At 62.2% G+C, this 20,176-nt stretch carries 19 protein-coding genes; 14 read left to right on the plus strand and 5 right to left on the minus strand.

Annotated features, from left to right (window positions below; translation table 11 throughout):
• Window positions 1–20 precede the first annotated feature (20 nt).
• The 10 genes from hpaD to AADA15_RS12475 all read left to right on the plus strand — a co-directional run bounded on the left by hpaD (window position 21) and on the right by AADA15_RS12475 (window position 10,078).
• The gene (hpaD, locus tag AADA15_RS12430) at window positions 21–1,001 is read left to right on the plus strand and encodes a 3,4-dihydroxyphenylacetate 2,3-dioxygenase (RefSeq protein ID WP_341641874.1); all 981 of its coding nucleotides are present in this window, start codon (window positions 21–23) and stop codon (window positions 999–1,001) included.
• Window positions 1,002–1,080: 79 nt separating this feature from the next.
• Window positions 1,081–2,505 carry a pyridoxal phosphate-dependent decarboxylase family protein gene (locus tag AADA15_RS12435; RefSeq protein ID WP_341641875.1) on the plus strand — a complete coding sequence of 475 codons (1,425 nt, stop codon included), beginning with the start codon at window positions 1,081–1,083 and terminating at the stop codon, window positions 2,503–2,505.
• A complete protein-coding gene (locus AADA15_RS12440; protein WP_341641876.1) occupies window positions 2,505–3,362 on the plus strand; it encodes a fumarylacetoacetate hydrolase family protein in 858 nt (285 codons plus the stop codon). The genes AADA15_RS12435 and AADA15_RS12440 overlap by 1 nt, the downstream gene beginning before the upstream one ends.
• Entirely contained in the window at window positions 3,359–4,159 is an 801-nt protein-coding gene (gene hpaH / locus AADA15_RS12445) for a 2-oxo-hept-4-ene-1,7-dioate hydratase (RefSeq protein ID WP_341641877.1), read from the plus strand. The genes AADA15_RS12440 and hpaH overlap by 4 nt, the downstream gene beginning before the upstream one ends.
• Before the next feature lie 29 nt (window positions 4,160–4,188).
• Complete coding sequence (locus AADA15_RS12450; protein ID WP_341641878.1) at window positions 4,189–4,959, plus strand: HpcH/HpaI aldolase family protein; 771 nt, start codon at window positions 4,189–4,191, stop codon at window positions 4,957–4,959.
• A gap of 175 nt (window positions 4,960–5,134) precedes the next feature.
• Complete coding sequence (locus AADA15_RS12455; protein WP_341641879.1) at window positions 5,135–6,307, plus strand: substrate-binding domain-containing protein; 1,173 nt, start codon at window positions 5,135–5,137, stop codon at window positions 6,305–6,307.
• Window positions 6,308–6,433: 126 nt separating this feature from the next.
• Window positions 6,434–7,213, plus strand: a complete 780-nt coding sequence (locus AADA15_RS12460) for an ABC transporter ATP-binding protein (protein WP_341641880.1) — start codon at window positions 6,434–6,436, stop codon at window positions 7,211–7,213.
• Entirely contained in the window at window positions 7,206–7,928 is a 723-nt protein-coding gene (locus tag AADA15_RS12465; protein ID WP_341641881.1) for an ABC transporter ATP-binding protein, read from the plus strand. The genes AADA15_RS12460 and AADA15_RS12465 overlap by 8 nt, the downstream gene beginning before the upstream one ends.
• Window positions 7,929–7,979: 51 nt before the next feature.
• Entirely contained in the window at window positions 7,980–9,011 is a 1,032-nt protein-coding gene (locus tag AADA15_RS12470) for a branched-chain amino acid ABC transporter permease (protein ID WP_341641882.1), read from the plus strand.
• Window positions 9,008–10,078, plus strand: a complete 1,071-nt coding sequence (locus AADA15_RS12475) for a branched-chain amino acid ABC transporter permease (RefSeq protein ID WP_341641883.1) — start codon at window positions 9,008–9,010, stop codon at window positions 10,076–10,078. The genes AADA15_RS12470 and AADA15_RS12475 overlap by 4 nt, the downstream gene beginning before the upstream one ends.
• Window positions 10,079–10,414: 336 nt before the next feature.
• Here AADA15_RS12475 and AADA15_RS12480 read toward each other — a convergent pair whose 3' ends face one another.
• From AADA15_RS12480 to AADA15_RS12495, 4 genes are all read right to left on the minus strand, one after another.
• Window positions 10,415–12,046, minus strand: coding sequence for a DUF4139 domain-containing protein (locus tag AADA15_RS12480; RefSeq protein ID WP_341641884.1), 1,632 nt, complete (start codon window positions 12,044–12,046; stop codon window positions 10,415–10,417).
• A 581-nt stretch (window positions 12,047–12,627) separates the two neighbouring features.
• Window positions 12,628–12,987 (minus strand): aspartate-semialdehyde dehydrogenase, encoded by a 360-nt coding sequence (locus tag AADA15_RS12485; RefSeq protein ID WP_341641885.1) that lies wholly within the window; start codon window positions 12,985–12,987, stop codon window positions 12,628–12,630.
• 141 nt (window positions 12,988–13,128) lie between these two features.
• Complete coding sequence (locus tag AADA15_RS12490) at window positions 13,129–14,151, minus strand: aspartate-semialdehyde dehydrogenase (RefSeq protein WP_341641886.1); 1,023 nt, start codon at window positions 14,149–14,151, stop codon at window positions 13,129–13,131.
• Between the two features lie 96 nt (window positions 14,152–14,247).
• Window positions 14,248–15,423: an MFS transporter gene (locus tag AADA15_RS12495; protein WP_341641887.1), complete on the minus strand. Its 1,176-nt coding sequence runs from the start codon at window positions 15,421–15,423 to the stop codon at window positions 14,248–14,250.
• 132 nt (window positions 15,424–15,555) lie between these two features.
• Between AADA15_RS12495 and AADA15_RS12500 the strand changes: the two genes are divergently transcribed.
• Window positions 15,556–16,725, plus strand: a complete 1,170-nt coding sequence (locus AADA15_RS12500; protein WP_341641888.1) for a DUF3095 domain-containing protein — start codon at window positions 15,556–15,558, stop codon at window positions 16,723–16,725.
• On the opposite strand, the gene AADA15_RS12505 is transcribed toward AADA15_RS12500, so the two are convergent.
• On the minus strand, window positions 16,722–17,372 hold the full coding sequence (locus tag AADA15_RS12505; protein WP_341641889.1) for a carbonic anhydrase: 651 nt from the start codon (window positions 17,370–17,372) through the stop codon (window positions 16,722–16,724). The two genes, AADA15_RS12500 and AADA15_RS12505, sit on opposite strands and share 4 nt — an antisense overlap.
• A 175-nt stretch (window positions 17,373–17,547) precedes the next feature.
• Here AADA15_RS12505 and AADA15_RS12510 point away from each other — a divergent pair, with 175 nt between their 5' ends.
• The 3 genes from AADA15_RS12510 (at window position 17,548) to AADA15_RS12520 (ending at window position 20,170) form a co-directional block, all read left to right on the plus strand.
• The gene (locus AADA15_RS12510; protein ID WP_341641987.1) at window positions 17,548–17,907 is read left to right on the plus strand and encodes a hypothetical protein; all 360 of its coding nucleotides are present in this window, start codon (window positions 17,548–17,550) and stop codon (window positions 17,905–17,907) included.
• Window positions 17,908–18,029: 122 nt separating this feature from the next.
• A complete protein-coding gene (locus AADA15_RS12515) occupies window positions 18,030–19,430 on the plus strand; it encodes a leucyl aminopeptidase family protein (protein WP_341641890.1) in 1,401 nt (466 codons plus the stop codon).
• Window positions 19,427–20,170, plus strand: a complete 744-nt coding sequence (locus AADA15_RS12520; protein ID WP_341641891.1) for a C40 family peptidase — start codon at window positions 19,427–19,429, stop codon at window positions 20,168–20,170. The genes AADA15_RS12515 and AADA15_RS12520 overlap by 4 nt, the downstream gene beginning before the upstream one ends.
• The last annotated feature ends 6 nt before the right edge of the window (window positions 20,171–20,176 follow it).

A 20,176-nucleotide genomic window follows, 5' to 3' on the forward strand; every position in this document is an offset into this window, starting at 1 on the left:
GTCCAAACAAGGAGGCACCAATGCCCGTTCCCGCCCCCGTACTCTACCCGCCTTTCAACATCCTCCGCCTCAGCCACGTGGAGTACGCGGTGACGGACCTTGCCGCCAGCCGCGCCTTTTACGTGGACACGCTGGGCCTGCAGGTGACGGATGAGGACGAGAGCCGCATCTACCTGCGCGCAATGGAGGAACGCGGCCATCACTGCATCGTTCTGGTGCAGGCGGACGCGCCGTCGGTGGCGGTTCTGGGGTTCAAACTGTTCGACGAACCGGATCTGGATAAGGCCGCCGATTTCTTTGCCGCCAAGGGCCTGCCGGTGGAGTGGGTCGAGCGCCCGCACATGGGCCGCACATTGCGCACCCGCGATCCCTGGGGCATCCCGCTGGAGTTCTACGTCAAGATGGACCGGCTGGAGCCGATCCACCAGAAATACAGGCTCTATAACGGGGTAAAACCGCTCCGCATCGACCATTTCAACATGTTCTCGGCCGATGTGGATGCCAGCGTCGCCTTCTACAACGAGATCGGGTTCCGCGTCACCGAATACACCGAGGATGACGACAGCGCCAAAGTCTGGGCCGCCTGGATGCACCGCAAGGGCGGCGTGCATGATGTGGCCTTTACCAACGGGCTGGGCCCGCGCCTGCATCACACCGCCTTTTGGGTGCCGACCCCGATGGCGATCATCGACCTGCTCGATCTGATGGCCACCACCGGTTATGTGGAGAATATCGAGCGCGGCCCCGGTCGCCACGGGATCTCCAACGCGTTTTTCCTTTATGTGCGGGACCCGGACGGCCACCGGATCGAGATCTACTGCTCGGATTACCAGACCTGCGATCCCGACCTTGAGCCGATCAAATGGTCGCTGACCGATCCGCAGCGTCAGACCCTGTGGGGGGCCCCTGCGCCGCGCAGCTGGTTCGAGGAAGGATCGAGTTTCGAAGGGGTGGAGCCACAACCCAGCGCCCTGACCGCACAGCCGATCATCGCCCCCTGAGACGACATAAGAACAGCCGAGGACCGAGTGGTTTCTGCGAGCGCTGTCCGTGCCAAGGGCACAAATGAAGGATTGAGACATGAAATGGGATGAATTCTCGGACTGGGGCCGCAAGGTCGCCGACTGGGCACAGGACTATCACCTGACCGTGGGTGAACGCCCCGTGCGCGCCCGCACCGAACCGGGCGAGGTGCTGAACGCCCTGCCGAGCGCTCCGCCCGAGGCTGGGGTTGGCATGGAGGAAATCTTTGCCGACTTCGAGAACGTCGTGATGCCGGGGATCACCCATTGGCAGCACCCGCGTTTCTTTGCCTATTTCACCTCCAACGCCGCAGCGCCCTCGGTGCTGGCGGAATTCCTGGTGTCCGCCATCGCGCCGCAATGCATGCTCTGGCAGACCTCCCCGGCGGCGACCGAGATGGAAACCCGGATGATGGACTGGCTGCGTCAGGCGCTGGACCTGCCCGAGCCTTTTCAGGGCGTGATTCAGGACAGCGCCTCTTCCGCCACTTTGGCCGCCGTGCTGACCATGCGGGAAAAGGCGCTGAACTGGAAAGGCAATCAGGATGGCCTGTTCAACCAGAAACCGCTGCGCGTCTATTGCTCCTCCGAGGTGCACACCTCGATTGATCGCGCCATCTGGGTCGCGGGCATCGGCCAGCAGAACCTCGTGCGCATCCCCATCAAGGGCGACTGGCGCGGCATGGACCCCGAAGCCCTTGAGGCTGCGATCAAGGCCGACTTAGAGGCAGGATTGCAGCCCGCAGGCGTGATCCTTTGCGTGGGTGGTACCGGCACCGGCGCAACTGATCCCGTGGACAAGGTGATGGATGTGGCCGAGAAATACGGCCTATATACCCATGTGGATGCGGCCTGGGCCGGATCGGCGATGATCTGCCCCGAATACCGCCACTATTGGCCCGGCATTGACCGCGCCGACAGTATCGTTTTCAACCCGCACAAATGGCTGGGCGCGCAGTTCGACTGCTCGGCCCATTTCCTGAAGAACCCCGATGATCTGGTGCAGACGCTGGCGATCAGCCCGGAGTATCTGAAGACCCACGGCAAGGACGGGATCATCAACTACTCGGAATGGTCGGTGCCGCTGGGCCGCCGTTTCCGCGCACTTAAGATCTGGTTCCTGATCCGCACCTATGGCCTTGAGGGGCTTCGGGAGAGGCTGCGCAACCATGTGAACTGGTCAAACCAGCTCCATGACAAACTGGCCGCGACCCCGGATTTCGAGATCGTCACCCCACCCATGTGGTCGCTCTGGACCTTCCGCTATGCGCCCGCAGGGGCCAAGGATCTGGATTCGCTGAACCTCGCACTGGTGAATGCGATCAACGACGACGGACGGATTTACCTGACGCAAACCCGCGTCGATGGCGATCTGGTGATCCGCTTCCAGGCGGGGCAATTCGAAACCACCGAGGCCGACGTGATGATGGCCCATGATGTCATCACTGAAATCGCCGCCAACCTGATGAGAGGAGCCGACTGATGCGCTTTGCCACTTACACCGCCAATGGTGAAACCTACTATGGCGCTGTCACCGACGAAGGCATGGCCGCTCTGTCACCCGGCTTTGCCCATTGGCCGACCTTGCGGGATGTGATTGCTGCAGACGGCCTGCACGATCTGGCGGTGGCGGCCAAGAACCATCCGGTGACGCACCCCAATGGCACCTTTGCCTATCAGATCCCGGTGCCGAACCCGGAAAAGATCATCTGCGTCGGCGTCAACTTCCCCGACCGCAATGCCGAGTACAAGGACGGGCAGGAAGCGCCGCCGAACATGTCGCTGTTCATCCGCTTTCCGCGCTCGTTCACCGGGCAGGGGCAGCCGCTGATCCGCCCGCCGGAAACGCCGCAACTGGACTATGAGGGCGAGATCGCCATCGTCATCGGCAAGGGCGGACGCCGCATCAAGGCCGAGAACGCCTATGACCACATCGCCGCCGTGACCCTATGCAACGAAGGCACCCTGCGCGACTGGGTGCGCCATGCGAAGTTCAACGTGACGCAAGGAAAGAACTGGGACAGTTCCGGCGCCATGGGGCCATGGCTGGTGCCGTTCACATCCGCTGCGCAGCTGGATGACGTGCGCCTCACCACCCATGTAAACGGCGAATTGCGCCAGGACGACCGCACCAGCCGGATGCTTTTCCCGATCCGTCGCCAGATCGAATACATCTCGACCTTCACCACACTGGTGCCGGGCGATGTGATCGTGACCGGCACCCCCACCGGCGCGGGCGCGCGCTTTGATCCGCCCCGCTTCCTGAAACCCGGCGACGTGATCGAGGTCGAGGCCGAAGGTATCGGCAAGTTGACCAACAGCGTAGAGGACGAGGCATGACCCCCGATCAGCACGCAGAGGCCGCAGCAACCCTGCTGAAGGCCGAGGAGACCGGCCAGCAATGCGGGCTCTTGTCCCTCGCCTATCCCGGCATGACGCTGGAGGATGCCTACGGCGTGCAAAAGGCATTGGTCGCCCAGAAACTGGCGCAGGGGCGCAGGAAGATCGGCTGGAAGATCGGCCTCACCAGCCGCGCCATGCAGCAGGCGCTGAACATCACCACGCCCGACAGCGGCGTGTTGCTCGATGACATGGCATTCGACACCGGCAGCACCGTGCCCGCCGAACGATTCATCCAGCCCCGCGTCGAGGCCGAGATCGCCTTTGTGATGAAAGCGCCCCTTGCAGGCGCCGACTGCACCCGCGAGGAGGTGATTGCCGCAACGGACTATGTGGCGCCCTCGCTGGAAATCCTCGACACTCGCATCCTGCGCGCCGATCCCGCCACCGGGCAGGCCCGCATCATCACCGACACCATCAGCGACAATGCCGCCAATGCAGGCGTCGTACTGGGCAACCAGCGTCACGGCATCGACGCGCATGATCTGCGCTGGGTGGGTGCCATCGTCGCCCGCGACAGCACGGTCGAGGAGACAGGTCTGGGCGCCGGGGTGCTGAATGATCCTGTCACATCGGTCCTGTGGCTGGCTCGGCGGATGGCGGAATATGGACAACAGATCGAAGCCGGGGATATCGTCCTCTCGGGCTCGTTCATACGCCCCATCGAATGCCCCCCGGGCAGCGAGATCACCGCCGATTTCGGCCCCTTCGGCCATGTCGCCATTTCATTTGCCTGACCGCCCATACCTGACCAAAGAGGTTTTCAATGCCCGCACCCAAGAACCACTTCAAACAGGCCCTCGCTGACGGCAAACGCCAGATCGGTTGCTGGATGAGCTTTGCCGAACCTTCCGTGGCCGAGATCATGGGCACCTGCGGCTTTGACTGGCTGGTGGTGGATGGCGAACACGCGCCCAATGACATCCGCTCGATCCGGGATCAGCTGATGGCGCTCGAAGCCTCGGACAGCCACCCCGTCGTGCGCGTGCCCATCGGTGAGACTTGGATCATCAAGCAGGTGCTGGATGCGGGCGCCCAGACCGTTCTGGTGCCCATCGTCGAAAGCGCCGAACAGGCCGAAGAACTGGTGCGGGCCTGCAAATACCCGCCTCACGGCACCCGCGGCGTGGGTGCGGCAGGGGCACGAGCGAGCAGCTTTGGATCGGTCAGCGACTACATCCAGACAGCGGATCGGGAGATCTGCCTGCTGGTTCAGGTCGAGAACCGCGCCGGGATCGCGGCGCTGGATGACATCCTAAAGGTCGAAGGCATCGACGGAGTCTTCATCGGCCCGGCGGATCTGTCCACCGACATGGGCCATCAGGGCAATGCCGCCCACCCCGAGGTACGCGCCGTGATCCAAGGCGCGCTGCAGCATATCCGCGCAGCAGGCAAGGCGCCCGGCATCCTGGGCGTCACCGAAGAGGCGACGCAGGCCTATTTCGACATGGGTGCGCAGTTCCTTGCCGTGGGGCTGGACGTGCTGATCCTGGCCCAGAATGCCCGCAAGCTGGCCGCCGACTGGAAGACGCGCTAGGCTGCAACGGCATCGCCCTGCGCTGCCACCACACCGGCGGCGCGGGGCGATACGTATTTCCCTGCAATTGACCGGTTTCCCCCTGCCCCGCTAGCCTGAGCGCACAGGAGAATGACCGCGCACGAGGCCCTTGGACATCTCAGGGCAGGCCCGCGCGGCATCAGGGAGGACAGCTATGAAACGCGCAATTCTTGCGGGTATGGTGTCGGCGCTCGCCTTGGCTTCGGCCGCAGCGGCAGACATCAAGATCGCCCATATCTACGGCAAAACCGGCCCCTTCGAGGCCTATGCCAAACAGTCCCATGACGGGCTGATGCTGGGGCTAGAATACGCCACCGGCGGCACCATGGAGATCAACGGCGAAAAGATCGTCGTGATCGAAAAGGACACCCAGCTGAAGCCGGAGAACGGCAAGGCCTTGTTGGAAGAGGCTTACGGCGATGACGAGGTGGATCTGGCGATCGGCCCGGTCAGCTCGGGCGTGGCACTGGCGATGCTGCCGGTGGCCGAGGAATATGAAAAGCTCCTGATCGTCGAGCCTGCCGTGGCCGACAGCATCACCGGCTCCAACTGGAACCGCTATGTCTTCCGCACGTCGCGCAACTCGTCCCAGGACGCGGTATCGAACGCCATCGCGCTCGCCGGTGAAAACGTCCATATCGCAACGCTCGCGCAGGATTATGCCTTTGGCCGGGACGGGATCGCCGCCTTCAAGGAAGCCCTTGAAAGCGTCGGCAGCGGCGTTGCGCACGAGGAATACGTGCCCACCGACACCACCGATTTCACTGCTGCGGCCGAGCGGATCTTCAACGCGATGAAGGATCTGGACGGGGAGAAGAAGCTCTTTGTGATCTGGGCCGGCGGCGGCAACCCGATGAGCAAGATCAACGCCATGGATCCCAGCCGTTTCGGCATCGAACTGGCAACCGGCGGCAACATCCTGGCAGCCATGAAGGGCTACAAGGAATTCCCCGGCATGGAAGGCGCCACCTATTACTACTATGAGATCCCGCAGAACCCGGTGAACGACTGGCTGGTGAAGGAACACCAGGCCCGCTTTGGCACCCCGCCGGATTTCTTCACCGCGGGCGGCATGACAGCCGGTATCGCGGCGGTCGAGGCGATCAAGAAGGCAGGCTCCACCGACACCGAAGAGCTGATCGCGGCGATGGAGGGCATGTCTTGGGAAAGCCCCAAGGGCACCATGATGTTCCGCGCCGAAGACCACCAGGCGCTGCAGCCCATGTACCACTTCCGCATCAAGGTCGAGGACGGTGTCGACTGGGCGATCCCGGAACTGGTGCGCGAGCTGAAGATCGAAGATCTGCCGATCCCGGTGCGCAACTAAACCCCTGACGATAAAGGGCGGCCCAGGGTTATGCCTCGGGCCGCTCCTGTTCGGCTGGCCATCCCGAGATGGCCCATTTCCGCGGTATCGGGGCTTACCCGTCACGCGGACAAAGCAGAGACTGACATGACCACCTCTCCCATACTCAGCACCAAGGACCTGACGGTCCGGTTCGGCGGCCATGTGGCGGTCGATGCGGTGACCTGCGATTTTCACGCCGGTCAGCTTACCGCCATCGTCGGCCCCAATGGCGCGGGCAAGACGACCTATTTCAACCTCATTTCGGGCCAGATCCCAGCCAGCGCCGGGCGCGTCTTTCTGAAGGGGCGCGACATCGGCAGCCTGTCAGTTTCTGCCCGCACCCGCGCCGGGATTGGCCGTGCCTTTCAGCTGACGAACCTTTTCCCCAACCTTTCGGTGCTGGAGAACGTGCGCCTTGTGGTGCAGGCCAAGTCGGGGCGCAGCTTCAACCTCTGGTCCATGGTCACGCGCCATCAGGATCTGACCGATAAGTCCGAGGCGATTCTGCGCCGCGTGCGCCTGCTGGAGCAGCGGCATCAGGTGGTGTCCGAGCTGTCCCACGGCAACCAGCGCAAGCTGGAGGTCGCCCTGCTGATCGCGCTGGATCCCGCCGTCTACATGTTTGACGAACCCACCGCAGGCATGAGCGTCGATGAGGCTCCCGTGGTGCTCGACCTGATTGAAGAACTGAAAGACCAACGCGACCGGACGATCCTTTTGGTGGAACACAAGATGGACGTGATCCGCACCCTCGCCGACCGCATCATCGTGCTGCACAACGGCGCGCTCGCCGCCGACGGACCGCCTGCCGAAGTCATGGCCTCGGACGTGGTGCAAGAGGCCTATATGGGCCGTGGCCTGGAAGGGGTGCTTGCCGATGTCTGATGCAATCCTGAAACTCGAAGGCGTCTATACCAACATTGCCCAGTACCACATCCTGCAAGGGGTGGATCTGGAGGTGCCGCGCGGCGCCGTGACCATGCTTCTGGGGCGCAACGGCGTGGGCAAGACCACGACCCTGCGCACCGTGATCGGCCACTGGCGCGCCCATCAGGGGCGTATCCTCTTTGATGGCGAGGACATCACAAAGATGCCCACCCCGGCGATTGCCCGCATGGGCCTTGGGTTCGTGCCCGAGGATATGGGCATCTTTGCCGATCTCACGGTCGAGGAAAACATGGTTCTGGCCGCAGCCTCGGGGCCGATCAACCCGGCCCGGCTCGACTGGATCTTTGCCGCCTTTCCGCCGCTGAAGACTTTCTGGAAGTCCGATGCCGGAACCCTCTCGGGCGGGCAGAAACAGATGCTCTCCATCGCCCGCGCCATGGTCGAGGAGCGCAAGCTCTACCTCATCGATGAGCCGACCAAGGGGCTGGCCCCGGCGATCATCTCCACCATGGCCCGCGCCCTGAAGGATCTGAAGGATCAGGGCGCCTCGGTGCTCTTGGTGGAGCAGAATTTCGCCGTCGCCAAGGCGCTGGGGGACAGCGCCAATGTGATGGACGACGGGCGCATGATCTGGTCCGGCCAGATGCAGGAGCTGGCAACGGATGGTGCCCTGCAGGAACGCCTGATGGGCCTTAGCCTGGAGGCGCATTGATGACTGCTCGTTTCGCCACGCTTCCCGCAACCGCACTTCGTGAGGCCCGATATGACCGCCGCACCTGAACACGCCCCCAAGATGGCAGAGGCCAGCTTGCGCGACCGTATCGCGCCGCATATGCCGGTGCTGCTGGTTCCGCTCATTGCCATTGTCGGCTTCATCGCGATCCAGAACCCCTCAAGCTGGCTGACGCTGACGGTGTCCGGCCTTGCCATGGGAATGATGATCTTCATCATGGCCTCTGGCCTGACGCTGGTCTTTGGCCTGATGGATGTGATCAACTTTGGTCATGGGGCCTTTGTCTCGGTCGGGGCCTTTGTCGGCATCTCGGTGCTGATGCTGCTGGGCCATATGACCGAGGCGCCCTCCTTGATGCTGAACCTCGGCGCCATCCTGCTCGCCGTGATCGGCGCTATGCTGGCCACTGGTCTGATGGGCTGGGCCTTTGAGAAGGTGATCGTGGAACCTGTCTATGGCCATCACCTGAAACAGATCCTTGTCACCATGGGCGGGCTCATTGTGGTCGAGCAGCTGATCATCGTCCTCTGGGGGCCAGAGGAGATCTACATCCTGCGCCCCGAGGCGCTGAAAGGCGCCATCACCTTTGCAGGGGCAGCCATCGAGAAATACCGTCTGGTGGCCGTTGGCGTGGGTCTTGTGGTCTTCCTTGCAATGCGCTGGGTGCTGCGGCGCACCAAGATCGGCCTGATCGTGCGCGCGGGTGTCGAGAATGGCGAGATGGTTCAGGCGCTTGGCTACCGACTGCGGCTGGTCTTCGTCGGCGTCTTTATCGCAGGCTCTGCCTTGGCCGGCCTCGGCGGGGTTATGTGGGGTCTTTATCAGGAGGTGATCACCGCCCATATGGGCAATCACGCGATGATCCTGATCTTTATCGTGGTGATCATTGGCGGGCTCGGCTCGGTCGAAGGCTGTTTCATCGGCGCCCTGCTGGTCGGCCTCTTGCAGAATTACATCGCCTTCATTGAACCGAAAGCTGCGCTGATTTCCAACATCGCCCTGATGGTGGCCATCCTGATGTGGCGCCCGATGGGCATGATCCCGGTGGTAAAAGCAAAATGATCCGCTCTATTCTTTCGGGCGATACGCCCCGCTCCCTTCCGCTGGCGCTGATCCTCGGTGTGATCCTGGTCTGTCTTGCACTGGCGCCCTTCCTGTTCCCCGGCGTGCGCACGGTGGATACGGCCGCGCGGATCTGCGTCTTCATCGTGCTGGTGGCGAGTTATGATTTGCTCCTGGGCTATGGCGGCATCGTCAGCTTTGCCCATACGATGTTCTTTGGAATCGGCGCATACGGCGTGGCGCTCGCATCCACCCACATGGGGCGCGGGTTCGATGCCATCGCGGTTGGCGCTGGCGCTGGCGCGCTGCTGGCCGCCGTGCTGGCCCTGGTGATCGGCCTCTTCTCGCTCAGGGTGCGGGCGATCTTCTTTGCCATGATCACACTCGCCGTCGCCTCGGCCGTGGCTGTTCTGGTCAGCCAGCTGTCGGGTCTGACCGGCGGCGAGGACGGGCTGACCTTCAAGACTCCGCGTGAATTGGGGCCAGCCTTCAAGTTTGGCAAGGGGACCTTCGACGGCGAGCTGTTCGGCGTGAAACTGAACGGAAAGCTGCTGGCCTATTATTTCATCTTCATCGGTGCACTGGTGCTGTTCCTCGGCCTGTTGCGGGTGGTGAATTCGCCCTTTGGCCGTGTGCTCCAGGCGATCCGCGAGAACGATTTCCGGGCCGAGGCAATCGGTTACCGCGTGGTCTATTACCGCGTTGCGGCCACCTGCCTGTCGGCCGCTGTCGCCGCGCTGGCAGGATCGCTTTATGCGGTCTGGCTGCGCTATGTCGGTCCCGACACCTCGCTGTCGATGGAGATCATGATCGACATCCTCTTGATGGTAGTGATCGGCGGCATGGGCACCATGTATGGCGCGGTGATCGGCGCGACACTCTTCGTGCTGGCGCAGAATTACCTGCAAAACCTGATGGGCGCCGCATCCGAGCTGACCAGCGCGCTGCCGCTCGTCCCGGAGCTGCTCAATGCCGACCGCTGGCTATTGTGGCTGGGCGTCCTGTTCATCCTCAGCGTCTATTTCTTCCCGACCGGGATTGTCGGCCGCCTGCGCAACAGCGGATAGGGCAGTTCTTCAAGAAGAGGTATGCCCTCCCGCACCCGCCGGGTGCCGTGGCTGCGCCACAACGCCCAGAGCAGCCTTGGGCCCGGCGCCGCTGACGCGGCGCAGTCCCTCCCTTTCATGGATACCCCGTGTCAAGGGCGGCGCAGCCGCCGCACCTTTGGTGCGGCTTGCCCTTTACACGAAACAAACCAACAATGGATCTGGCATCTTGAGGGGCAAGTATGCCCCTCAAGATGCCTCTCAGCGAAACCTCACGCCGCATAGCGGCGCCACGCCCAACTAAAGAGGACGGATCTTTGATCCGGCTGCTTTGGGCGGGAGCCCCACGCCCCGACCTCAACGCAGAACCATGCCCTCGGGCCACTCAAACGTTGTTTCGAGGCTTACGTTGCGCTCCTCTCCAGCCCCAACCTCAAACTCCCAAGCGAGAATACCGCGCTGTTTTTCGACATTCTCCTCGGATACTGCCGGTGAAGCCTTCCAGGAAACCACCAGATCATCCTGCTCTGAATACGGCACACGATCGACAAGACGCAGAGGCCAGGATTGCCCCGTGAGATTCTGCACCTCGATCTCAACCCGTTGCATTTGCTGGTTGCTGCGCGAGATCATGCCGCGCTCTCCTTCGCGGCGAGACAGCACATTGCGGGTTATCTGCAACCCGCGAATGGGGCCAAAACCGACCTCTGACTCCTCGCCTGCCGCAAGCGCCGAAAAGGGCGCAGCGGTGACCAGTTTGTCATCCACAAAATAGAGCGCCGTATCCGCCCGCAGCAAATCCTCTCCAAAGGTGTTGGAGAAACGCGCAGCGCGATACGCCGTGTCATCCCGCAAGGGGACAGCCATTGCAAACAGCTCTGCCTGCGTGGTCAGTTGATCCATTTGAAGGCGCAGGCCCTCTCCGCCCGGCGCAACCGAGACCGGATGGTCAAAATGATAGGTCACCCCCGGTCCATCCACGTCTGCATCCCAGGGTGCCCGGAACTGCTCCACCACAACCGGCTCAACCGAGACTGGCTCGGCCAGACTGTCCATCGCCGCTTCTGACGAGCTTTTCATCTGGGGGACAGGTGCGGGCTCCATGATCCGCAGCTGCTGCGGATAGATCTGCGATGGGCTGCCGCGCTCGGATGGCGTCAGGGAGGACAGGGTAAGTGCAACGTCCTTCCAGGCCTCTCCCGTGTCCTGATAGAGCATGACCGAACGCTTCAAGGTCAACCGAGGCGCGGCCCCCGTAACCAGATGGACCTCGTAGCCGGGCTGCCAGCCCGCTTCGCTGACGTAGGACAGATCGACAGACACCGCTCCGGCGGCTTCGGCTGCGACATCAAGAACAAGATAGAGCCGATCCTCATCCTCCAGCCGGATCGCCGCCAGCGCCTGCCGCGCCGCTCTCAGCTCTTCCTCGAGATCCTCCAGGGCGACTTCGATACCGCGCGCTTCGATCTCGGCCTCAAGCGCCACGGTGCCCGCCCGCGCCGTTTCTTCCTCGATCATGCGGACAATGTCACGCAAGCCATCGGTGCCGATCTGCGCCAGGCCGTCATTGTCGCCCAAGTCCCGCAGAAAGCCGATGGCATTCTGCGCCGCACGCTCTTGCTGGCGCACACGCTCGGCCGCGTCCCTCACAGTCTGGATGCGTATTTCGATCTCGGCGATCTTTGATTCGGCGGCGCGGATCGCAGGACTGCTGCTGTCACGCGGCGGCACATCCTCGGTGCGATACCGGGTTGCGATCAAAGCCGCGCCAGAAACCTCCACCTGAAGGGTATCCAGCACCGCCCGGTTCGGAATATCCTGCACGATCAACTGATGACGCCCTGCGGGTATCTGAACCTCAGCCTTGCGGGTCAGCTCGGCCACTTGCGGGTAGACCGTCACATCGGTGATTCTTGAAGACAGGGTGAACTCTTCGGCCATTGCTGCAGAAGCAGCCAGGATGGCACATGCCGCGGATATGAGCTTCATCTGTATCTCTTGTGTTGAAATGGGCAAACCAAGGGTGAAGGTCAGGCTATCACGCAGTGGTTGCAAGGGAAACGATCACCCCCGCATCGGCAGGCCATCGCTTGCTGCCCTGACCGGGACCCAAGCCCGGCACCACCAGCATACGAAACTGCCCCCATCCTGATTTCGAAGCCTCAGTAGCAAACGAAACGGGGTGAATGATCCGCCAGAGTGTCATCAGGCGCGCCAGACGCAAATCGCTCAGCTGGCTTTACCCCAAAATAACAACAGGGCGCCGCGAGAGAACGGCACCCTGTTCGAAAAGGCAAAATTGAGATCCGGGTCTTCGAAGCCGCCAACCACCGGGTCAGGGTAGGGATGTGCCCGCCAAGGCCACGGGGGGCGGTGCAGCCGACGGTTCGGACGGAAGCTGGCCAAGTGGTCAGCGGCTTCTCAGACAGGATAGGGTCCGTGGACCCCGTTGGAGTAACTTCAACATACCCCTTGGACTGTGCTGTGCCTATCTGACCGAAGGGTCCAAAATGGCGCTCTTTTCCGCGTTACCCTCTCCGAAAGGATAGGCCGCACGAAGCCGCCCAGATTCAGTTCCTGACCGGTAGCTTTCGCACCTTGCGGGTCGGCGCCGATTCTTTGAACCGCTTGTCCAGATCTTCGGACGGATAGCCGAGGAAGCTGCAGGTGCAGATCTGAACGTGGCTGTGACCGTCGTAAAGATGCATGTGGCCCTTGGAGCGCTTCATGTAGAATCCCTTGGTCTGCAGCGCGCTGCGCAGATCCGACCAGCTGGTCGCGCTCTCGAAGACCGGACTCAGCGAAATGCGCAGCTGGATGACCATCTCCGTATCCAGCCTGCTTTGATCGCAGGCGCTGGACCAGGCGGTCTGGGCCATGGCCGCATCGCCGGTTGTCACTGTTTCGCGTTCAAAATCCTGAGAGTACATGGCAGCGTTCCTCGATATCTCTGACCTCTCCAAGCATGAGCTTGTTTGTGACCAGAATGGGGCCGCCAGAAACGCAAATGGGGCCACTTCTTGCGAAATGGCCCCAGTTTTATTGGTATTTGGTGCAAGTTGCGCGGCAACTTACCCTTTCTTCAAGACCTCACGGCCCAGGAGTTCGGCGATCTGAACAGCGTTCAGCGCAGCGCCCTTGCGCAGGTTGTCGCTGACGCACCACAGGTTCAGACCGTTGTCGATGGTGCTGTCCTGACGGATCCGGCTGATGAAGGTGGCATAGTCGCCAACGCACTCTACGGGCGTCACGTAGCCACCGTCTTCGCGCTTGTCGATCACCATGATACCCGGCGCCTCGCGCAGGATGTCGCGGGCTTCGTCTTCATCCAGATGATCTTCGAACTCGATGTTGATCGATTCCGAGTGCCCGACAAAGACCGGCACGCGCACGCAGGTCGCGGTGACCTTGATGGCGGGATCGACGATCTTCTTGGTCTCGGCGACCATCTTCCACTCTTCCTTGGTCGAGCCGTCTTCCATGAAGACGTCGATATGCGGAATGACGTTGAAGGCGATCTGCTTGGTGTAGACCTTGGGGGGAACATCCTGCGTGGGGTTGTAGACCGCCTTGGTCTGATCCCACAGCTCGTCGATGGCCTCCTTGCCCGATCCCGACACCGACTGATAGGTGCTGACGATCACGCGCTTGATCTTGGCGCGGTCATGCAGCGGCTTCAGCGCCACGACCATCTGCGCGGTCGAGCAGTTCGGGTTGGCGATGATGTTCTTCTTGGCATAGCCATGCACCGCCTCGGGGTTCACCTCGGGCACGATCAGCGGAATGTCCGGATCGTAACGATACAGCGAGGAGTTATCGATCACCACGCAACCCGCTGCGGCCGCCTTGGGCGCATATTTCTTGGTCGCGTCCGAGCCGATGGCAAACAGCGCCATGTCCCAGCCGGTGAAATCGAATGTGTCCAGATCCTGGGTCGTGAGGGTCTTGTCGCCGAAAGAGACTTCGGTACCCAGGGATTTGCGGCTGGCCAGAACGGCAACCTCATCCACCGGGAACTGGCGCTCGGCCAGAATGTTCAGCATTTCGCGGCCCACGTTACCCGTGGCACCCGCGATGACGACGCGATAACCCATAATCGTTTCTCCAGTTTTGCCCGGCCTCGTGGCCGGCTGCGGTGTCATATAGGGATTGACGCAGGATTTAAAGGGTCTGCGTATGACAGGGGCGTGTCAGTCCAGACTGTCGCGGCTGAACAGGTAGACGATGCAGCCCAGAAGAAGCGCCGCGGCAAAGAAGCCGAAAAGCGCGGTATAGGGCGCAGCGGGATCTGCCGCCCCGGCCATCTGCGCATGGATGCGTCCGCTGGCAAACTGCATCAGCCCCACGCCCCCGATGCCGAAGAAGTTCAGAAGCGTCACCCCCCGCCCCACCAGATGCGGCGGAACAAAGGCGCGGCCATGGGCGATCACTACGGGAAAAGAAGCACCAAAGAACCCGATGCCCGCCATGATGGCGACCGGCACCCAGACCGGGGCCTGCGGCCACAGGATCAGCGCCCCCAGAAGCGCAACCACCGCCATGCTGCCGCCCCAGATCAGCCATTTGCGGGTGCCCAGAACACGATCAAGCGGACCATAGACGAAGGTGCCGATGATCATCGCGACCCCCATGACCAGCGTCACAAGGCCAATCTGGCCCGTATCCAGCCCGTACACATCGGTCAAATAGGGGCCGATCCACAGTCCGCGAATGGCCGCAACCGGCGCATAGCTGACCAGCATGATTGGAAAGATTGCCCAGAGCACCGGCATCTTCAAAAGATCCAGAACCGACCCTTTCTGCGGCCCCGGAACGCGGGGCGGATCTTTCACCGTAATCCAGATCCCTGCGGCAACCGCAGCAGAGATGGCAGCCAATCCGGCCAGGGTCGCCCGCCATCCGACCAGATCGACCGCCAGCGCCGTGGGATAGGAGGCCACCAGATTACCGACCGATCCCATGCCCAGCATCAGCGCGGCAAGGGTGGCAAACCGGGCAGGCGGGTACTGGCGCGCGAAGATGTAGTAGGAAGCCATCAGAACCGGCGAGCAGCCGATCCCGATCAGGAACATGGCAATCGTGATATGAAAAGGGGTGCTCGCGAGGGCAAACACAAGGGCACCACCGCCGCCGCCCAACAACAAAAGCACGGCCGCGCTGCGGCGTGGCCCGATGCGGTCCAGCGCCCAGCCCACCGGCAGCTGCAGGGCGGCAAAAGCAAGGAACCACATGCCCGAAGCAAAGGCGAGATCATCGGCCCCGGCGCCGATATCCTTGGCCAGAACGGGAGCGAGAACGGCCAGGAAAGCGCGAAAGAACTGGCTCAGCACATAGGCCAGGCACAACAAGATCAAACCAGCCTGCATCCGTTCCCTCCCCTCCGGTGCGGCGCGACGTCAACATTAGATGCGCGACAAAAATTTTCGTCACGGCTTGCATGATCTGACAATCACTACAGTTCAATACCTATTCGTATTTCAGAATGGATATCAGCTGCCATGGCAGAACATGCCGGTTTCTATCAACAGTTGCCAAAGCAGCGCGCGTTCTCTGATCTCGCGCGGCCGGATTCCTTCGCTCCATTACCGTCTGGGTGGGTGATTTGCTGCACCGACATCGTGTCCTCGACCGAACTGATAGCAGCAGGCCGCTACAAGACCGTCAACATGGTTGGCGCTTCGGTCATTGCCGCCATGATGAACGCCTTGGGGAACGCGCCCTTTCCCTACAGTTTCGGAGGCGATGGCGCCTCATTCGCGGTGCCGCCCGAATGGGCAAGGGTCGCACGGGAAACCCTGGCCCGCCTGCGCGAATGGGTTTTGCGCGAATTCGCCATCTCCCTGCGCGCGGCGCAGATGCCGATCGAGCGCATTCGCGCAGAAGGTCTCGACGTGACGGTTGCCCGCTATGCAGTCTCTGAGGATGCGGATTACGCAATGTTCTCGGGTGGGGGGCTTTCCTGGGCAGAGCAGCAGATGAAGTCGGGCGCCTACGTGGTTGCACCGGCAGAAGAAGCCGGCCCCCCGGATCTGACGGGCCTCTCCTGCCGCTGGGACAACACCCCGGCCCGCAACGGACTTATCCTGTCTCTGGTCGCCCTGCCCGCGCAAGGCAGCGATCCTCAGCGCTTTGCGGCGCTGGCAACGCGGCTTCTGGAGCTGACGGCGCAGCTGGAGGGCGGAGGGCATCCGGTTCCGCAATCCGGCCCCCGGCTGCGATACCCGCCTTCGGGACTGATGGTGGAAGCCCGCCTGACACGGGGCCGCCTTCCCCTGGCCCTGCGCGCGCTGTGGCTGATTGCCGGATCTGCCATCGCCCGGATGCTGTTCAGCCGGGGCAAGCCTACGGGTGGATTTGATCCCGCGCATTATCTGTCAGTCATCAGCGCCAACTCGGATTTTCGCAAATTCGACGACGGGCTCAAGATGACCGTGGACTGCAGCCACAAGGTCCGGGATCAGATCATTCTGCTTCTGGAACAGGCAGAGGCGGCAGGAGAGATTCGCTTTGGCCTGCACGAACAGGATGCCGCCATGGTCACCTGTATCGTCCCTTCGGCCATGCGCGACGATCACGTGCATTTCGTCGATGGGGCATCGGGCGGCTACACGCGCGCGGCCGCCGATCTTCACCAACGCGCAAGCGCAGCCGCAGTCCAGAAGACCTAGACCTGCTGGAAGGCGCCCGACTTGGGATCATAGCATTCCAGCCCGCCCTCGCCGATATCGGTCCACAGGCCATGCAGGCTCAGCACCCCCTCTTTCACGGCATGTTCGATAAAGGGAAAGGTCATCAGGTTCTCCAGCGAGGCTACGACCGCCTGACGCTCGAACTGGCGAGCCTGAACCTCGGGATCTTCGATCTCGGCCACGGATGAGAACTTGGGCTTTAGGATATCCATCCAGCGCCCGACAAAGCTGCTCTTCTCCTCAAGCGCCGGCGCCTGCCCCTTGCACATGTCGATACAGCCCTGCACCCCGCCGCATTGCGAGTGCCCCAGAACGATCAGATGCGCCACCTTCAGAACCGTTACCGCATATTCGACCGTGGCACTGGTGCCGTGGTGATCACCGTCCGGCGCGTAGGGCGGCACCAGATTGGCGATGTTGCGGTGAATGAAGAACTCTCCCTGATCGGCACCGAAGATCGAGGTCACATGCACCCGGCTGTCACAGCAGGAAATGACCATCGCGCGCGGACGCTGCCCTTCGCTTGCCAGACGCCGGTACCATCCCTGGTTCTCTTTATACGACGTCGCTTTCCAGCCATGATAGCGTGTCACCAGATACCCGGGCAGTGGTTTGGCATATTCCATTAGAGCATTCCCTGAATTGAGCTTGGCAACGCTGATAGCCTGCATTGTCACTAAATTCGAGCGATTTGGACACCCGCGCGGAAACCTTTTGACAACCTGTGAGGTGCAAGTTGGGCATCGTGCCGTGGGGGCATAATGAATTGGGGTGAATGTGGTGGCTAATATTATCACTGTCATGCACAAGGAGAACGTGCACCTGGATCCGGGAAAACTGTCCGAGCTGTACTCGCAGCTGGGCGAAACCGGGGCCGAGGATGTCGTGTGCCGTGCAATAGAAGAACTGGCGGTCCGCCTGTCGCATTGTGAGCGATTGTGGCGCCAGGGAGATATGGAAAACCTGCGCAAGAACGCGCGCTCACTGATTGCGATTGCGGATCAGATTGGCATGACGGCGATGGCTTCCATCGCTCAGGATGTCACAAGTGCGATCGACAGCCAGGATACACCCGCCATCGCGGCGACCGTATTCCGGCTTTTGCGCGTTGGCGAACGCTCCCTTACGGCCGTGTGGGAGCAGCAGGACCTCTCTATCTGACCTGTCTGATCCGGACCCCTATAGCGGAATCTGAGTGTTTCCAGTGTGTAAGCAGGGCTTGCAGGCGACGTGGAGGCAGATACTCTGGCGGCAAATGCGCCCCCTTCTTCTGGAGTATCTAAATGCCCCCCGTTTTTGCCGCTGCTTGCGATTTAGCGATTACTGTTCATGTCATTGATCAGGTTTCCTGTCCCGACTGGCTGACCCGCCAGCCGGATGCTGTCGTGCACTGGGTGCAGGCAAACGGGTTCAAAGGATCCATCGGACAAACGCTACTGGTGCTCGGCGCTGACACTTCAGCGCCGGTTATGGCGCTTGTTGGCTACGGCACAGCGGCCCAGCGCGCACGCCAGCGGTTTGTACTGGCCGCTGGCGCCAGCAAACTGCCGCAAGGCACCTACCGGCTGGCCGAGACACATGAGGACAATGCCATCCCTCGGGATATGCTGGAGCAGGAATGCTTTGGCTGGCTGATGACCGGGTACTCATTTGATCGCTACAAAGAGCCCAAAGGCTCAGGTGCTGTCCTGATCGCACCAGAGGGGATCGATGCATCGGCGGTCGAATCGCTGGTTGCGGCAGAATGTCTGACGCGTGATCTAATCAACACGCCTGCCGCCGATATGGGTCCGGACCAGTTGCAGGCCGCCGCCGAAGCACTGGCGCAGGAATTTGGTGCCACTGCCGAGGTGACGCTGGACGACGACCTTCTGACGCAGAATCTTCCCATGATCCACGCCGTGGGCCGGGCCGCCGAGGCACGCCCCCGACTGATCGACATGCGCTGGGGGGACGAGGGGCCGAAACTGACGCTGGTCGGCAAAGGTGTCTGCTTCGACACCGGCGGGCTGAACCTCAAACCCGGCAGCAGCATGGCCCTGATGAAAAAGGACATGGGCGGTTCGGCCACGGTCCTGGGGCTGGCGCGCATGATCATGGCCGCGGGTCTGCCGGTGCAGCTGCGGGTGCTGATCCCGGCGGTGGAAAACGCCGTTTCCGGCAATGCCTTCCGCCCCGGCGATATCCTGACCTCGCGCAAGGGGCTGACGGTGGAGATCAACAATACCGATGCCGAAGGGCGCCTGGTTCTGGCCGATGCCCTGACGCTGGCCGAAGAGGACAACCCGGATCTGCTGGTCTCGATGGCGACCCTCACTGGCGCGGCGCGGGTTGCGGTGGGTCCGGATCTGGCGCCTTTCTATGCCGGGTCCGATTCGGATGCCGCTGCCATCGCTGGCGGCGCGGCGCAGATGGCCGACCCGGTCTGGCGCATGCCGTTCCACGACCCTTATGAAGCGATGATCGAGCCCGGGATTGCCGATCTCGACAATGCGCCCTCGGGCGGATTTGCAGGATCGATCACCGCCGCCCTGTTCCTGCGCCGCTTCGCGGGCGAGGCGCGCTACGTGCATTTCGACATCTACGGCTGGACACCCACCGCTGCACCGGCCCGCCCCAAGGGCGGCGTGGGACAGGGCGCCCGGGCAATCTTTGCCGCCCTGCCGAAGCTGCTCAAGCTATGACATCGACTGCCCGGATCAATCGCCCCGTGGTGGACCTTTTGCGCGCGCGGGGTGGGCTGCGGGATCGCCAGCTTCTTTATGGAGAGACCGTCACGGTTCTGAGCCACGATTCGCACTGGGCAGAGATCCGGGCCTCCAAGGACGGCTACACCGGCCATGTGGAAGCATCGGCCCTGGACGCACCGCTGCAGGCAACCCATTGGGTGACTGCACCCGCCACCCACGCCTATGAGGCCGCCGATTTCAAATCCCGCGACCTTTGCGCACTCAGCTTTGGCAGCAGGGTGCGGGTCCGCGCGCAGACGGATCGCTTTGCCGAGACCGAACTGGGCCACATTCCGAAGGTACATCTGTCACCCATCGATACGCGCCTGAGCGATCCGGTGTCCGTTGCCGAAAGCTTCCTCGGCACGCCCTACCTGTGGGGCGGCAACAGCCGCTTTGGCATAGATTGCTCGGGGCTGGTGCAGGCGGCGCTTCTGGCCTGCGGCCTGCCCTGCCCCGGCGACAGCGGCCCGCAGGAACGAGAGCTTGGCACCGCCCTGCCCGCAGGCAGTTCTTATCAACGTGGCGATCTGCTGTTCTGGAAAGGGCATGTGGCGCTGGTGCGTGATCCGGGCAGCATCATCCATGCCAATGCGCATGACATGGCGGTGGCGACCGAACCGCTGGAAACGGCCATTGCCCGGATAGCGTCACAGGGCGACGGGCCGGTCACGGCGCATAAACGGCTCTCCTGAAACCCG

The sequence above is a fragment of the Phycobacter sedimenti genome (assembly GCF_038148855.1).
In the GTDB taxonomy this organism is placed as follows: Bacteria; Pseudomonadota; Alphaproteobacteria; order Rhodobacterales; family Rhodobacteraceae; genus Phycobacter; species Phycobacter sedimenti.

What these genes read in the sequence shown, in the direction of transcription:
- hpaD (WP_341641874.1), top strand. Translation starts at nt 21, where the DNA reads ATGCCCGTTCCCGCCCCCGTACTCTACCCGCCTTTCAACATCCTCCGC.
- AADA15_RS12435 (WP_341641875.1), top strand. Translation starts at nt 1,081, where the DNA reads ATGAAATGGGATGAATTCTCGGACTGGGGCCGCAAGGTCGCCGACTGG.
- AADA15_RS12440 (WP_341641876.1), top strand. Translation starts at nt 2,505, where the DNA reads ATGCGCTTTGCCACTTACACCGCCAATGGTGAAACCTACTATGGCGCT.
- hpaH (WP_341641877.1), top strand. Translation starts at nt 3,359, where the DNA reads ATGACCCCCGATCAGCACGCAGAGGCCGCAGCAACCCTGCTGAAGGCC.
- AADA15_RS12450 (WP_341641878.1), top strand. Translation starts at nt 4,189, where the DNA reads ATGCCCGCACCCAAGAACCACTTCAAACAGGCCCTCGCTGACGGCAAA.
- AADA15_RS12455 (WP_341641879.1), top strand. Translation starts at nt 5,135, where the DNA reads ATGAAACGCGCAATTCTTGCGGGTATGGTGTCGGCGCTCGCCTTGGCT.
- AADA15_RS12460 (WP_341641880.1), top strand. Translation starts at nt 6,434, where the DNA reads ATGACCACCTCTCCCATACTCAGCACCAAGGACCTGACGGTCCGGTTC.
- AADA15_RS12465 (WP_341641881.1), top strand. Translation starts at nt 7,206, where the DNA reads ATGTCTGATGCAATCCTGAAACTCGAAGGCGTCTATACCAACATTGCC.
- AADA15_RS12470 (WP_341641882.1), top strand. Translation starts at nt 7,980, where the DNA reads ATGACCGCCGCACCTGAACACGCCCCCAAGATGGCAGAGGCCAGCTTG.
- AADA15_RS12475 (WP_341641883.1), top strand. Translation starts at nt 9,008, where the DNA reads ATGATCCGCTCTATTCTTTCGGGCGATACGCCCCGCTCCCTTCCGCTG.
- AADA15_RS12480 (WP_341641884.1), bottom strand. Translation starts at nt 12,046, where the DNA reads ATGAAGCTCATATCCGCGGCATGTGCCATCCTGGCTGCTTCTGCAGCA.
- AADA15_RS12485 (WP_341641885.1), bottom strand. Translation starts at nt 12,987, where the DNA reads ATGTACTCTCAGGATTTTGAACGCGAAACAGTGACAACCGGCGATGCG.
- AADA15_RS12490 (WP_341641886.1), bottom strand. Translation starts at nt 14,151, where the DNA reads ATGGGTTATCGCGTCGTCATCGCGGGTGCCACGGGTAACGTGGGCCGC.
- AADA15_RS12495 (WP_341641887.1), bottom strand. Translation starts at nt 15,423, where the DNA reads ATGCAGGCTGGTTTGATCTTGTTGTGCCTGGCCTATGTGCTGAGCCAG.
- AADA15_RS12500 (WP_341641888.1), top strand. Translation starts at nt 15,556, where the DNA reads ATGGCAGAACATGCCGGTTTCTATCAACAGTTGCCAAAGCAGCGCGCG.
- AADA15_RS12505 (WP_341641889.1), bottom strand. Translation starts at nt 17,372, where the DNA reads ATGGAATATGCCAAACCACTGCCCGGGTATCTGGTGACACGCTATCAT.
- AADA15_RS12510 (WP_341641987.1), top strand. Translation starts at nt 17,548, where the DNA reads ATGCACAAGGAGAACGTGCACCTGGATCCGGGAAAACTGTCCGAGCTG.
- AADA15_RS12515 (WP_341641890.1), top strand. Translation starts at nt 18,030, where the DNA reads ATGCCCCCCGTTTTTGCCGCTGCTTGCGATTTAGCGATTACTGTTCAT.
- AADA15_RS12520 (WP_341641891.1), top strand. Translation starts at nt 19,427, where the DNA reads ATGACATCGACTGCCCGGATCAATCGCCCCGTGGTGGACCTTTTGCGC.